The sequence below is a fragment of the Colwellia sp. RSH04 genome (assembly GCF_003545765.1).
GTDB lineage: Bacteria > Pseudomonadota > Gammaproteobacteria > Enterobacterales > Alteromonadaceae > Colwellia.
On record NZ_QXIO01000007.1, the window covers coordinates 123019 to 138038 of the forward strand.

Genomic DNA, 15020 nt, shown 5'->3' on the forward strand with positions numbered 1-15020 from the left:
CTTAGTGTTTTGCCTCGACATCAAGCTTATCGCTAGGTATTTTATCTTTAGTGGTATCGTCAGTCGGTGCGATGCTTTCTTTATAGACTTGATAAAAACTCACGCCACCAAAGTCTGCGAGTATTTTACCTTTTACACCGCTATCTCGTGCTTGAAAACGTTTAGAGTGAGCAATAGGTAATAAAGGTAACTCATCATTAATAATTGTCATGGCTTTAGCGTAATACTGTTTTCTTTTTGAAATATTTTTCGTATGCAAAGCTTGCTGTAATAATTCGTCGTAGTCTTTATTACACCAAAAGGTTCTATTATTACCTGTTTCTGTCGCTGAGCAACTTAGCATTGGACTAAAAAAATTATCAGGATCAGGGTGGTCTGCATACCAACCTAGCAAGAAAGATTGATGCTCGCCCTGTGCTAACTTTCTTAGAAACGTTGTCCATTCATAACTAATAATATTTACAGTAATACCGATTTCTTTTAAATCGGCTTGTATTAATTTCGCCATTGTTAATGCATTAGGGTTATACGAGCGTTGCACAGGCATTGCCCAAATATCCATAGTAAATCCTTGTGCAAATCCCGCAACTTCTAGTAAAGCTTTAGCTTGAATAGGATTGTATTCTTGCGCTTGAATAGTATCATCATACGCCCATGACGATTTAGGAATGATAGAGTTAGCTATTTCAGCTTGCCCTTGATATACCGTATTAATTAATGCTTGTTTATTAATTGCTAAACTTACGGCTAGCCTAACTAACTTGTTATCAAACGGTGCTTTTTTAGTATTAAAACCAAAATAGCCAATATTTAACGCAGTCACTGAATCGAGTTCAAGATCTGCTCTTTCTTTAATCTTGCCATGAGCGATAGGGTAGCTACTTACATCACATTCTTTTGCCAATAGCTTAGTTAAACGACTTGTTTTACTAGGAGATATATCATAAACGAGTTGTTCTATTTTTGCTTTAGGTTGCCAATAGTTATCATGTCGGTAATATCGTATAAAAGAGCCAATTTGATATTCCTTTAATTTGAATGGTCCTGTGCCAATCGGTAGTAAATCTATTTCATTTTCTTTGTTGTTAAAGCTTAATTGTTGTGCATATTCTTGAGAAAGAATAATGGCAAAATCGGTCGCTAAATTAGCAAGAAAAGAACTGTCAGCGTATTTTAATTGAAACCTAACAGTGTATTCATTAATTTTCTCAATTTTTTCAACAAGATTTTCGAATTCAACACTTTGAAAAAATGGGTAATTTCCACCTGATACTTGATGGTAAGGATGTTCTTTGTCAATGATACGATTAAAGCTAAATATAACATCATCAGCATTAAGGTTTCTGCTTGGGGTGAAGTAATCTGTGTGATGAAATGAAACGTCTTGTCTGAGATAGAAGGTTATTTTTTTACCATCTTTAGTGACGTGCCAAGACTTAGCTATTGCAGGTGTGAGTGTGTTTTCTTTTCCTTTATAAGCAATGAGTCGATCATAAAGTTGTTGAGATGTTGCATCAATGGTTGTACCTGAAGTAACTAACTGAGGGTTAAACGATTCAGGGGAGCCTTCGGAGCAATAAATAATACTCCGTTGCGTTAAAGATAATTTATTACTCTCACCGCATGCGCTTAACAATAAAGACAATGCTACCAGTGATGAAAGTTTAAACATACCATCTATAATTAAGGTAGCAATTTTATTACGCTTCATCAGAGACATTACCATCAAGTAAATTATATTTTTTCAAATAACCTCGAAGCTGATGATAAGTTAACTCTAGCGCATCAGCGGTTTTTTTCTGATTATACTGACAATGAGCTAATGCACTTTGAATTAGGTCAATTTCATAATTTTGTGATAGTGATTTTAATGATTGAGGGAATGACTGTTCACTTACTGAAACGTTCGTTAATTGGGAAGTTGTCACTGAAGGTGTGTTTTCTTCAGTACTACCTTTTTTTTGGTGAATGTCGCTACTTTCACTTTTCGATACGTTGCTATCTTGTGCGAGCTCATTAACTCTGTCATGAGTTTTAATGCGCTGACTTGGTCTATAAGGTGATTCAAATGGATCTATAACCAACTCATGTACTGGTAAGTGTGGGTTGTTACATCGATAAACACTGCGTTCTACGACATTTTTTAATTCACGAATATTACCAGGCCAATGATAATCAAGCATGCTACACCTTGCTTTTTCAGTGAAACCACTGAACAGTTCAAACTCTAACTCTCTTGCCATATTTATGGCAAAATGTTCTGCAAGCATAATAATATCTTCCACACGCTCTCTTAAAGGCGGAAGAGTAATCACATCAAAAGCTAACCTGTCTAATAGATCAGCTCTAAATTGACCCGTGGCGGCTAAGGTCGGTAAGTCTTCATTTGTAGCGGCAACTAAGCGCACGTCAGTGTTGATGGTTCGTGAACCACCTACGCGCTCGAACTCACCATATTCAACAACACGAAGTAGTTTTTCTTGAATAAGGCCAGAGGTGTTAGCTATTTCATCTAGAAATAAAGTGCCTTTATCGGCACGCTCAAAACGACCTTCATGCCTTTTGCTTGCACCGGTGAATGCGCCGCTGTCATAACCAAATAATTCGGTTTCTAGTAGGTTTTCATTTAATGCCGCACAATTTAACTTTAGATAGCTTTGTTCCCAACGTTTTGACAAATAATGTAATCGCGCTGCAACTAACTCTTTACCTGTTCCTCTTTCGCCAATAATAAGAACGGGTTTACTTAATGGTGCTATTTGCGATATTTGTTCTAAAACTTCAAGAAAACTATTAGATTGGCCGAGAAGATTGTCTTGTTGATTAAATCGAGCCATATTCAACCTATAAATTGGTTTTTTTCACTAACAAATAGTGTATTTCATTAATGCTTCGGATTAAAGTGTTTTTGATTAAATAAAATAAACCATATAAAAACAAGTGGTTATGGATGTTTTTAAAGTTGGCGTAAAATGTGAATAACAATGACTGTTAGTAAAGGTGCTGAAATAAATTTAAACAAGCACCAAGTTATAGGTTAAACATGTAGTTTACCTTGTTTATATAGAGGAAGATGTTATGGGTATTTTTTCAAGATTCACAGATATAGTTAATTCAAATATTAACAATTTATTAGACAAGGCTGAAGATCCAGCGAAAATGGTTCGTTTGATCATTCAAGAAATGGAAGATACCTTAGTTGAAGTCCGCTCAAGCTCAGCGAAAACGTTAGCGGATAAAAAAGATTTAGCAAGACAAGTTTCACGTTTTGAAGCTGATGCGGAACAATGGCAACAAAAAGCGGAATTAGCGTTAAGTAAAGACAGGGAAGACTTAGCTCGCTCAGCTTTAATTGAAAAGAAAAAATGTACAGAGAGTGCTCAGTCACTTCTCGATGAGTTAGGGCATACAGACGAGCACCTAGCTAAACTGCAAGATGAAATTACTCAGTTACAAGAAAAACTCGCTGATGCTAAAGCACGTCAAAAAGCAATCATTATACGAGAAAAAGCAGCCAGTTCACGCTTAAAAGTTAAACAAAACATTAATAGTGAGCGAGTGAATGATGCGCTTAACCGTTTTGATCATTATGAAAGAAAGATTGATGATATTGAAGCTCAAGTAGAGTCTTATGACTTAGGAAGTAAGTCTTTGGCAGACGAGATTGCAGATTTAGAATCTAATGAAAAAGTAGATGATGAATTAGCAGAACTTAAAGCTAAAATGAATACCAAAAAATAGTACTAAAAAGCAGTGTTTTATTTGTAACTGTTAACGTATATTTTAGTTATCAATTGAAGTTTCCCGTTTCGTTTTAAGGAGAAATGTTGTGGAAGATATCATTATGGCACCCGTGATCATCTTTATGGTTATTGTTGCACCCATATGGCTAGTTTTACATTATCGAAGTAAAGGCCAAGTAAGCCAAGGGCTTAGTGAAGAGGAATATGTACAATTATCAGAATTATCAGAAATGGCAGATCAAATGAGTGAAAGAATTCATACATTGGAAGCTATTTTAGATGCTGAAACCCCAAACTGGAGAAGTAAACTATGAATAAGCGACGTGGAGAGTTATATCGTAACCCCAGTCGTGGAAAAATAGCTGGGGTTTGTGCCGGCATAGCAGATTATTTTGGATGGGAAACTTGGTTAGTACGCATATTAGTTGTATCAGGTGTGTTATTTGGAATGCCTTTTTTAATTTTCGGCTATGTAGCTGCTTGGTTTATTTTAGATAAAAACCCTAATAGCTCTTCTAACCTAAAAGGGAAAGTAAGCCAAAGCCATCATAAATCGACAATAGATACTGATGAAGAAGTAACTAATGAGTCTATAAAAGTTAAAGCTCGAATTTGGCAATCAGGTGAGCCACCTAAACAAGCTTTTCATGATATTAGACGTAAATTTAAAACCTTAGAACATAAGCTGCAAAGCTTAGAAAAATATGTAACGTCACCAGAATTTACAGTATCAAGAGAAATAAATAAGTTATAAAGACTTTTACAAATAACTAAGTAATACAAAAGAGCTATTTACTATCGTTAATAGCTCTTTTTATGTGTAATAAGACCTAAAGTAGTAAGGGTTTTCAATAAATAATAGTAATAGAGTTAAAGGCTATTATTTATGAGGAAAAGCCTTTATTATCAATTCTATTCTTCAATGTAATAATGACAGTATTTAAAGAATAAACCATGGCGTTAATAAAGAAGCAGAAGTTAGATAAATTAAAAGGTAAAGCGAATGATTTGTTCAGTAGAACAATCGATCAGCATATTAACTTAGCTGTGACAGGCTTAAGCCGAAGTGGTAAAACAGCTTTTATAACTTCCTTAGTAAATCAATTGGTTAATGAAGGGGCTAGTTCTCAGCTAAACTTTTTTGATCCTGTTCATCAAGGCAACTTCATTGCTGCGAAAAGAATACCTCAAAAGCATTACCATGTGCCAAGATTTGATTATGAAGGCGCTATCTCTGCGTTAACCAGTGAACACCCTAAGTGGCCTGAGCCAACTCATGGCATTAGCGAGTTAAGGTTAGCTATCCGCTATCAACCTAAACAGTCTTTATTAAAGTACGCAACAGACATGGCAACCTTAACTGTTGATATTACCGATTATCCTGGTGAATGGTTGTTAGATTTACCAATGCTTAAGCAAACCTTTGAACAGTGGTCGATTAAAATGCTGGAGCTGTTAACCAGTGAGCCAAGATTAAGTCATAGTCAGACATTTATTGATAAGGTCTCTAAAATAGATCCTTTTTCAATTGCCAATGAAGAAGAAATTGCTGAGCTTGCAGCAGAGTATACTGAATTATTACATAAATTTAGATATGAATTGGGCTTATCAGTAATTCAACCAGGGCGATTTATTTTACCTGCAGAACTTGCAGGCGCACCTATTTTAGAGTTTTTCCCCTTTGTAAACTTTAATAACATTGATGGTAATGACTATCAAAATGCCAAAGACGATAGCTTTATTGGTATGCTAAGAGCTAGATATGTTGAATATAAAGAACGTGTGGTTAGGCAATTTTATCAAAAGCATTTTTCGCGATTTGATAGACAAATCGTTTTGGCTGATTGTTTAACACCACTTAATAATGGCGCACACAGTTTTGCTGATTTAGAAATGGCTATGTCAATGATATTAGAAAGTTATAGCTATGGACGTTCAGGGATATTATCCCGCTTATTTGCGCCTAAAATAGATAAATTACTTTTTGCCGCGACAAAAGCAGATCATGTTACCCCTGAGCAACATAACTCACTTACCGCTTTATTAAATCAGTTAATTTATCAGAGTAAACATCAGTTAAATTATGAAGCGATAGAAATGAAATCTTTAGCTATCGCTTCGGTAAAAGCGACAAAGTCCGGTAAAACGGTTCATCAAGGCAAAGAAATCCCCGTTGTTCAAGGTAAGGTACTTAAAGCGGATACCGAATCAGCTGTAGATAAAGCTGATGAGATGATTACAGTATTTCCGGGAGCAGTGCCTGAAAACTTACCCGATGAAACTTACTGGCAAAGCAAAGGCTTTAACTTTATTAATTTTGCACCTACGGATAGGCTCAACAAGAATCAAGCGTTACCACATGTACGAATGGATCAAGTATTACAATTTTTACTAGCGGATAAGATGTTATAACTATGGAAAAAGAACAAGAAAAGCATCAACAGCAAATATTGTTTGCCGAAACAGAGTTAGAAACAGAGGAGCCAAAGGCACCTAATTTCGAATTTGGCTCAGATAACGCAGAACAATTGATGTTTGATAATACGGATTATTTACCACAACCCATTTTAGAAAATGAGTTGGATGAGTTGAATAACGAATTATTAAATCAAGATATTGAAGCTGTTGAGAAAAACTCAATTCCTTGGTTGTGGCGAATTTTTATACTTTCTTTGACGGTGCTTGTCGGTGTAGAAGCGGTTAATTTCTTCATCAACGGTTTTGAGCAGTCTCCAATAGTTACCTCCCTTTATGCTGTGATTTTGGGTTGTATTGGGATAGCGGGTTCAACATCTTTGTATCGTGAAGTCGTCGGTTTATCCCAGTTTAAACGCCGACAAATAAATAAAACAACCGCATTGAGTTTATTAGCTGATAAGTCGAATTCAGTAAAAGACGTAGAGTCATACTGTCTTGAAATCAATCAAACTTTATCTTGTGACTTAGATGCCGAACAACAACGTGCATGGCAAAGTGCGCTGGACGGCTCTCACAACCAAGCAGAATTATTACAACTCTATTCTCGTATTGTATTAAGCAAAGTTGATGATAAAGCCTTAAATGAAGTGGCAAAATTTTCTACAGAAGCGGTTGTGTTGGTTGGTTTAAGCCCCGTTGCATTAATTGATATGTTTATCATGCTTTCTCGTAATTTAAGAATGATTAATAAAATTGCAGGCATGTATGGATTAAAACTAGGCTACTGGAGTCGAATTAAGTTAATTAAACAAGTATTTGTCAATATGGCATATGCTGGTGCAAGCGAGCTAGTTGCTGACTTAGGAAGTGAAGTACTTGGTGCTGAATTAATGGGGAAACTGTCAACTAAATTTGCACAAGGATTAGGTGCAGGTATGCTTACTGCGCGTTTAGGTGTTAAAACAATTCAGCTTTGTCGACCAATTCCTTTTGATGATAAACCTAAACTAGGCCATGTACGTAAAAAGGTCATTGAACAATTAAAAGGGCTTATCAAGCCATAAAGCTAGGGGCTGTAGATCTTTCGGGGTTGTTTTTGCAGCTTTTTGTTGGATATTTTTACAAGGCAGAGCCTTTGTCATGTGGTTATTCCACATAAAAAGGCGATAACGCCGTAAAAATCACCAACAAACGCTGTCCGAAGGATTCGGCTAAAAGCATTTTATGCTTTGTTGAGTAGTATTTGCTTAGAATGACTAAGCTACACACTACTCGCCGCGAATAAAACGCTTTTAGCTCGAACAAAATTTAATCGCGAAAGATCAACAGACCCTAAACTAGCTTAACAATAAAACTCCTTTTTAAGTAGCAGGGGAATTATACTTTCCTGCTATATGCACTCTATCAAATTCAATCTTTTCAATAGGTTACTTTTTTTTGTAATCTTCTGTGTAACTCTTAATGTACACTTTCTATTGTTGGTGTATTTTTGACCGTTTTACATTGCTTTATTTTCTTTTATGCCATGTCATAAGATTAATGCATCCTTGAAATGCATTTGAATGCGTAAAAATACTATAAGAAAGGTTAATAGCGATGGCTAAGGCAACAAAATATGTTTCTAAAACTCCTGATGAACAGGGCGTTATAGAATGGACAGCAGAAGAAAATACTACCTGGCAAACATTAATTACTCGTCAGTTATCTTGTATTGAAGGTAAAGCTTGTGATGAATATATGACAGGCCTAACAAAATTAAACTTACCGCAAGATAGAATACCTCAACTTGGTGAGGTTAGTGAAATCTTAATGGCTGAAACAGGCTGGCAATGTTACCCCGTACCGGCATTGATTGGTTTTGGTGAATTCTTTCAACTTCTCTCTGAAAAAAAGTTTCCTGTAGCAACCTTTATTCGCTCAAAAGAAGAAATGGATTACTTACAAGAGCCCGATATTTTCCATGAAATATTTGGTCATTGCCCTTTACTAACCAATAAATCTTTTGCTGACTATACTCAAGCCTATGGGAAAATGGGTTTAAATGCGACACATGAGCAACGTGTTTTCTTAGCGAGGCTTTATTGGTTTACGATAGAGTTTGGATTGTTGAATACAGCAGATGGATTACGAATTTATGGAGGAGGTATTTTATCTTCACCAGGAGAAACAGAATACGCTCTAAATCATAAGGAGGTCGAACGCACACCGTTTGATATTCTTGATGTATTAAGAACACCTTATCGAATTGATATCATGCAACCTGTTTATTACATGATACCTGAAGTCGCTTATTTAGATGAAATAAGAAAGTTCGAAGTAGAAGATATTATGGCGCTGGTAGAAAAAGCGAAAGCATTAGGCTTGCATAAGCCTTTATTTCCCGCAAAAGAAGCCAGTTAAAAAACAACCGTTAAATAAAATTAATTACCAAGGTAGAAAAAAGTTATGTCAGAACAAGTCTCAGAAAATTTAGCACAGCAAGTATGTGAAGCATGTCATGTTGACGCTCCTAAAGTAACAGATGAAGAGTTAAAAGAACTTATTGCTCTGATTCCTGATTGGGTACCTCAAGTTCGTGATAATGTGATGATGTTAGAGCGAGAATATAAGTTTAAAAACTTTAAACTTGCCTTAGCCTTTGCCAATGAGGTCGCTGAATTAGCAGAGGCTGAATTTCATCATCCCTCAATTTTGCTTGAGTGGGGAAAAGTTACAGTGACATGGTGGACACATGCCATTGGTGGTTTGCACAAGAATGATTTCATTTGTGCCGCAAAAACAGACAAATTAACAGCGTAGATCATAATTTAAACATTAACTTAACCTTAAGGTAAAGTTAATGTTTTCAAGTTGTAAAATATAATTTACAATAAGCCTTTGTTGGTTATGTTATCAATTCGTCATTTTGACAGGTAACACTATTAAGAAGGGCTATGTAATGCGTTTAGAAATTTCTTGTCATGATCGTGTCGGGATTGGGCAAAAAGTTTTAGGTGTGTTCGTTGAGCACGGTATAAATGTTCGTGGTATCGAATTAAAAGAGACAGGTCGTATTTTTATTAATATACCTGATCGTGAATTTTCTGAATTGCAAAGCTTTATGCCCCAGTTGCGTTTGATTGAAGGGGTAGGTGATGTAAAAACAGCCCCTTACATGCCATCTGAGCGTGAAAAAAACGAATTAGCTACGCTAATTAAAACCTTTCCAGATCCATTTATTTCCATAGATGCCAAAGGTAATATTAGGATAGCCAATACGGTGGCTTCTTCAATTATGGGCAGTGATCAAGAAAGTCTTGTAGGTCAACACATTAGTCAGTGGCTTAAAGGGTTTAACTTTTCTAAATGGCTCGATAGCAAAGATGTTTTAGCACAAACTCGTCGATTGAAATTTCAAGGTGACGATTATGTTGCCGATATCATGCCGATAAATGTTAAAGGTGAAGAAGACAATCAGGTGCTAGCTGGCGCTGTACTTATTCTAAAATCTGAGGCGCGTTTAGGGCAGCAGATTAATGCGTTCAAACAACCCAATGATAGTACTTTTAATGGTATTCAAGCTAACTCTAGTAGTATGCGTAAAGTATTACGCGAAGCAAAACGTATGTCTCAACTCGATGCATCAATACTTATTATGGGTGAAACTGGTACAGGTAAGGAACTATTAGCTAGAGCGTGTCATGGGGCTAGTGAACGTTCAGAGCACCCTTTTATGACACTAAATTGTGCAGCTTTACCCGATGATGTTGCTGAATCTGAGCTTTTTGGTACTGGCGAAAAAGATCAGCAAGACAGTAAACGAGGAATTTTTGAGCTGGCAGATGGTGGCACAGTATTTCTTGATGAAATTGGAGAAATGTCAGCTAAATTACAAAGCAAGCTTTTACGTGTTATTCAAAATGGCAGCTTTAGGCGAGTTGATTCAGAGAATGAAGTCACGGTTAATGTACGCATTATTAGTTCAACCAATAAAGATTTACTCAACCTAGTTTCAGTAGGTGATTTCAGAGAAGATTTATATTATCGATTAAATGTTTTTGGATTATCGCTACCCGCTCTGAGAGAACGAAGAAGTGATATTTTACCTTTAGCTGAAACTTTCATAACTCAATCGGCTCAACGCATTGGCCGTACACATTTAAAGATGTCTGATGAATGTCGAGATTTTGTAGAGCACTATCCTTGGCCAGGAAATGTAAGACAGTTAGAGAATGTATTAACGCGAGCGGCTTCTTTATTAGAAGGCGAAGAAATTGAAGTGAGTCACTTGCAACTGCCAGCTTATACTAGAGAACATGGTTATTTAGAACAAGAGTTTGAAGGAACGCTGGACGCTGCTGTTAAAAGCTTTGAAGCTGATTTATTAAGAAAACTTTACCCTGCATACCCTAGTACACGTCAATTAGCTAAAAAGCTTGGTTTGAGTCACACCGCTATTGCAAATAAACTAAGAGAATACGATATCAACAAAAAAACTGTAAAAATATAGTTTATTAAGGTAGTTGGCATTTTTAGAAGAAAACCCTGATTTTATTGGTTACTTTACATGAGTAGCCAATAAAATAGCCAATTACAGCTACCTATAAAATCGTTATAGTTCTAGACAACACTTCTCTTCAAAAATATCTATGGGCTTCTTAAACTCTTAGTTTTATCTAGTGTAATTATCAGCGTAAAGAAAATATTCCGAGCGAAGGGGGATTAGCTTTAGCGTTTTCTTGGTAGTTATCAGAAAAATTCGTACTATGCTTCTTATTAAACATATACAGCTTGTTTGCTATTACTAGAAGGTCAAAAAATGAAATTAGCAACCCTAAAAAATAACACACGCGACGGTCAACTTGTTATTGTAAACCGTAATTTAGATAAAGCCGTAGTAGTTGGTGATATTGCCCCTACTTTGCAGTTTGCACTGGATAACTGGGCAGAAATAGCACCAAAATTAGAGAAAGTTTACCTTGCATTGAATAACAACGACGTATCAGACGCGATTGTTTTCGAACAAGCGGAGTGTGAATCACCATTACCGCGCGCATACCAATGGGCCGACGGTAGTGCGTATGTCAACCACGTTGAACTCGTACGTAAAGCAAGAAACGCTGAAATGCCAGAAACTTTTTGGACAGATCCTTTAATGTATCAAGGTGGTTCAGATGCATTTATAGGTCCTCGCGATGATATCAAGGTAGCTTCACAAGAATATGGTATTGATTTTGAATCAGAAGTTGCCGTAATTACTGATGATGTGCCAATGGGATGTTCAGCAGAAGAAACGTCAAAGCATATTAAACTGATTATGCTAGTTAATGATGTTTCACTAAGAAACTTGATCCCTGGAGAACTTGCAAAAGGGTTTGGTTTCTTTGCTTCTAAACCATCAAGTGCATTTTCACCGGTCGCAGTTACACCAGATGAGTTAGGTGAGTCTTGGGATGGAAGCAAACTTCACCTGCCGTTAACAACTCACTTAAATGAAGAGTTATTTGGCCAGCCAAATTGCGGTGTTGATATGACCTTTGATTTCCCAACTATTGTTGCTCATGCTGCTAAAACACGCCCACTATCAGCGGGATGTGTTGTTGGTTCAGGAACTATTTCAAATTACGATCGTTCAGCAGGATCAAGTTGTCTTGCTGAAAAGCGTATGTTAGAAATTATTGCCGATGGCAAACCATCTACTCCGTTTATGAGTTTTGGCGATCAAGTAAGAATTGAAATGTTTGATGATGCCGGCCAATCTATTTTTGGCGCTATTAACCAAACAGTGGTTGAATACAAAGCTTAACTATCAATCGCAGCTAGTGAAATGCTAAAGCTGGTTGCCTTTGTTACCAAACATTACGGAGATAATTGATGAAGTTATATGGTTACTGGCGTTCAACTGCAGCATACCGTGTACGTATTGCACTGTATCTAAAACAGATTGCATTTGAATCTGAAGCTATCCATTTAATAAAGAATGGTGGCGAACAGCATAATGAACAATATGCTGCAATTAATCCTAATGAGTTAGTGCCTTGTATTGTTGATGGTGATTTTGTTTTAAATCAATCGCTAGCTATTATTGATTATTTAGATAATCAATACCCTGACATACCTCTTTACCCGAATGAATTAAAGAAAAAAGCGAAAGTGCAGGCTTTATCATTAGATATTGCTAGCGAAATTCATCCACTTAATAATTTAAGAGTTCAGCAATATTTATCTTCTGAACTTGAAGTCAATGCCGAAGCAAAAACAGCTTGGGTTGAGCATTGGATGAAAATAGGTTTTAGCGCAATAGAGAAAAATATTAGCCAAACATCAGGCTTGTACTGTTTTGGCGATGAAGTTACTGTTGCCGATATTTGTTTGGTAGCGCAAGTATATAATGCTAATCGCTTTGAAGTTAACATGAATGATTACCCTATGATAAACAAGGTAGTCAAAAACTGTAACCAATTGCCTGCGTTTATAAAAGCAATGCCTGAAAATCAAGGCGATGCTGTTTAATTAATTGAGGTAATAACACTACTCTGTGAGTTTTTAACTATAATTAGCCAAGTGTTTACTTGGCTTTTTTATCTTTTTTACATTTCAAAACAATTAATACACAAAAAAAGAAGAAAAAACACTTTTACAAGGTTGCATCTCAAGTAAAAAAGCGGTGGAATAAACCCTTAGAAATTAATTAGCAATCGCTATTGTTCCAATTTTATATTTCAAGCTGTATTAAAGGTGTGTATGGAAAATTCAGATAGTTCATCAAAGCAAGTTGATAATGAAGAGGTAAGTGTTAAAAGTAAAAACACTGGACCATTGTTGATGTTTATCATCGCATTCATTTTAGTTGTCGTTGCTATTTGGCAGTTTCCTGAGGGGAAAGTGGAAAAACGTACTTTAGAATTAGATGAATTGGTTAAGCAAGAAGACGTGGTTATAAAAGAAGAGCCTCAAGGTGTTATTGAGCCTGATGAGGAGCCCAGTGAGATTGTTGATGATAGTTCAGTCGTATTACCTGAAATTGTTATTGATGAAGTGGACACTGAACAAGTAGCCCCCCCCGTTGTTGAAGAAATTAATCCATTACCAAGTTTAGATGACAGTGACTCTTGGTTAAAAGTAAAGTTACCTGAATTAACGTGGCGAAAAGAGTTATTAAAACTCGTTATCGATGAAGATATGATCAGAAGGTTTGTTGTCTTTACTGATAATTTTGCTCAAGGGACACTTGCCTATGAGCATAGCCCTTTTATTTTACCTACTGTTAAATTTACGCCTGATGACGAAACAGTGAGTTTTCAAAACAATCAAAATGTATGGGGTTGGGATGAAAAATCTAGCGAGCGATTTAATTTATATGTAGACCTATTACGCTCAATCGATAGTGCAAGTCTTGTTGAATGGTATTTTGAGGTTAAACCACTCGTAGATGAAGCTTATCAAGAGCTTGGTTATGATGATGACTTTACTGTTGTGCTTCAAGAGTCAATCATGCATGTGTTAGATATGGAGCTTCCTAAAGAGCAGGTTAAATTGATCCAACCCAGTGTAATGTACAAGTATCAAGATCAATCGCTAGAAGAATTAAGCGATAGTGATAAGCTATTATTAAGGTTAGGTAAAGAAAACTTACTTATTATTAAATCTATTTTGTTAGAAATAAATGAAAAAATAGCACAACACCACAACGGAGTTGAGTAGACCTATTTTTGGTTTTTATCTGAGGTGAGTAAAAAACAATCAAACAATATGTTAATTAGAAACTAATGGTTGCATATAGCCTTTTGTTTAGCGATAATTCGCGCGCTTTCAAGTAAACGTACTTTCTAAGTAAATTACTTCTGAAAACATCTATGGTGACCCTTTCGGTCCCCTCGCAATGATACTCTGTGAACTCGGCCAGGTCCGGAAGGAAGCAACCGCAGCAGACGACTCATGTGCCGAGGTGTGGCTGCTTGGGTTGCCACCCTTTCCTATTTACTCTATCTTTATATTCAAAATTTCTAACTGTTTTGATATCAATCAATACGTCTTGATACCAACAAACTATGATGGTTTTCAATATTATTATCATTATATTGTTCATCATGTTAAATAACACCATAGTAGAAAACAAAATACCATTAAGTACTTATACTGTGTCTGGTCGAGGAAAAACCGATAAGGAGCCAGCACTAGATTTTCTAGAAAGGTGTTTCGGTTCAGTGCCCCTTTCGCAAATTGAAAGTATTTTTGGCTTCGTAGAGCCGTCTACGTTATATGGTGGTCGTTTTTATCAAATGAGACAGATATCAGACTATGATGCTACTAGTCTAAATGAAATAGGAATAGGCGTCAGAATAGCCTTCACTAATCATTTTGCTTCTCGAGATGAATATCTTGAAAATCGAGCACTACTAAAAAAGTACTATAACCCTCTAAACTCGATTATTTGTACTAATGATGATTTGGCTCTGTGGATTAAAGATGAATTTACTGATTATGATGTTGAAGCGAGTGTTATTAAAAACATAACTAATTTAGAGCAAGTGAATGAAGCATTAACACTTTATGATACCGTTGTTTTACCTATGGCTGCGAACGATGATAATGATTTTTTAAATAGTATTGATGATAAATATCGTATCAGGTTGTTTGCTAATGCAGGTTGTGCTTATACATGCCCCGCTAAGATTTGTTATAAGTCGTTCTCAAAATTCAATAAAACGGGGGTAGGTGAACTAAAATGTTCTCAAAACGCAAAAGATAGGCCAATGAAAGGGATGATAGACTTTGATCTTGCTCTATTAAAAGCAAAAGGTTTTAGTAAATTTAAACTTTTACAAGCAAGGGTAGGAAATGGTACTGGGTATTGATTAAAACAATTTAGAATTTTCA

The 15020-nt window shown here is 36.0% G+C and carries 14 protein-coding genes and 1 other RNA gene; 13 read left to right on the forward strand and 2 right to left on the reverse strand.

Annotation, left to right across the window (positions count from 1 at the left end; all coding sequences use genetic code 11):
• Nucleotide 1 precedes the first annotated feature (1 nt).
• Nucleotides 2-1711, reverse strand: a complete 1710-nt coding sequence (locus D1094_RS12895) for an ABC transporter substrate-binding protein (protein ID WP_118960527.1) — start codon at nt 1709-1711, stop codon at nt 2-4.
• On the reverse strand, nt 1701-2837 hold the full coding sequence (gene pspF / locus D1094_RS12900) for a phage shock protein operon transcriptional activator (RefSeq protein WP_118960528.1): 1137 nt from the start codon (nt 2835-2837) through the stop codon (nt 1701-1703). Before pspF ends, D1094_RS12895 begins: the two co-directional genes overlap by 11 nt.
• 241 nt (nt 2838-3078) lie before the next feature.
• Here pspF and pspA point away from each other — a divergent pair, with 241 nt between their 5' ends.
• The 13 genes from pspA to D1094_RS12965 all read left to right on the forward strand — a co-directional run bounded on the left by pspA (nt 3079) and on the right by D1094_RS12965 (nt 14998).
• The gene (gene pspA / locus D1094_RS12905; RefSeq protein ID WP_118960529.1) at nt 3079-3741 is read left to right on the forward strand and encodes a phage shock protein PspA; all 663 of its coding nucleotides are present in this window, start codon (nt 3079-3081) and stop codon (nt 3739-3741) included.
• Nucleotides 3742-3829: 88 nt separating this feature from the next.
• Nucleotides 3830-4057, forward strand: coding sequence for an envelope stress response membrane protein PspB (gene pspB / locus D1094_RS12910; RefSeq protein ID WP_118960530.1), 228 nt, complete (start codon nt 3830-3832; stop codon nt 4055-4057).
• Nucleotides 4054-4497, forward strand: a complete 444-nt coding sequence (pspC, locus tag D1094_RS12915) for an envelope stress response membrane protein PspC (RefSeq protein WP_118960531.1) — start codon at nt 4054-4056, stop codon at nt 4495-4497. Before pspB ends, pspC begins: the two co-directional genes overlap by 4 nt.
• Before the next feature lie 200 nt (nt 4498-4697).
• Nucleotides 4698-6155 (forward strand): YcjX family protein, encoded by a 1458-nt coding sequence (locus tag D1094_RS12920; RefSeq protein ID WP_118960532.1) that lies wholly within the window; start codon nt 4698-4700, stop codon nt 6153-6155.
• A 2-nt stretch (nt 6156-6157) separates the two neighbouring features.
• Nucleotides 6158-7225: a YcjF family protein gene (locus tag D1094_RS12925; RefSeq protein WP_118960533.1), complete on the forward strand. Its 1068-nt coding sequence runs from the start codon at nt 6158-6160 to the stop codon at nt 7223-7225.
• A 532-nt stretch (nt 7226-7757) separates the two neighbouring features.
• Entirely contained in the window at nt 7758-8561 is an 804-nt protein-coding gene (gene phhA, locus D1094_RS12930) for a phenylalanine 4-monooxygenase (RefSeq protein WP_118960534.1), read from the forward strand.
• Between the two features lie 45 nt (nt 8562-8606).
• Nucleotides 8607-8960 carry a 4a-hydroxytetrahydrobiopterin dehydratase gene (locus D1094_RS12935; RefSeq protein ID WP_118960535.1) on the forward strand — a complete coding sequence of 118 codons (354 nt, stop codon included), beginning with the start codon at nt 8607-8609 and terminating at the stop codon, nt 8958-8960.
• A 139-nt stretch (nt 8961-9099) separates the two neighbouring features.
• Nucleotides 9100-10650 (forward strand): transcriptional regulator TyrR, encoded by a 1551-nt coding sequence (tyrR, locus tag D1094_RS12940; protein ID WP_118960536.1) that lies wholly within the window; start codon nt 9100-9102, stop codon nt 10648-10650.
• A gap of 309 nt (nt 10651-10959) precedes the next feature.
• Complete coding sequence (locus D1094_RS12945) at nt 10960-11946, forward strand: fumarylacetoacetate hydrolase family protein (protein ID WP_118960537.1); 987 nt, start codon at nt 10960-10962, stop codon at nt 11944-11946.
• Between the two features lie 68 nt (nt 11947-12014).
• Complete coding sequence (gene maiA / locus D1094_RS12950; RefSeq protein WP_118960538.1) at nt 12015-12653, forward strand: maleylacetoacetate isomerase; 639 nt, start codon at nt 12015-12017, stop codon at nt 12651-12653.
• Between the two features lie 231 nt (nt 12654-12884).
• Nucleotides 12885-13844 carry a DUF3014 domain-containing protein gene (locus D1094_RS12955; protein ID WP_118960539.1) on the forward strand — a complete coding sequence of 320 codons (960 nt, stop codon included), beginning with the start codon at nt 12885-12887 and terminating at the stop codon, nt 13842-13844.
• A gap of 162 nt (nt 13845-14006) precedes the next feature.
• Nucleotides 14007-14103: signal recognition particle sRNA small type (gene ffs / locus D1094_RS12960), an RNA gene on the forward strand.
• A 127-nt stretch (nt 14104-14230) separates the two neighbouring features.
• A complete protein-coding gene (locus D1094_RS12965) occupies nt 14231-14998 on the forward strand; it encodes a hypothetical protein (protein WP_118960540.1) in 768 nt (255 codons plus the stop codon).
• Nucleotides 14999-15020 lie beyond the last annotated feature (22 nt).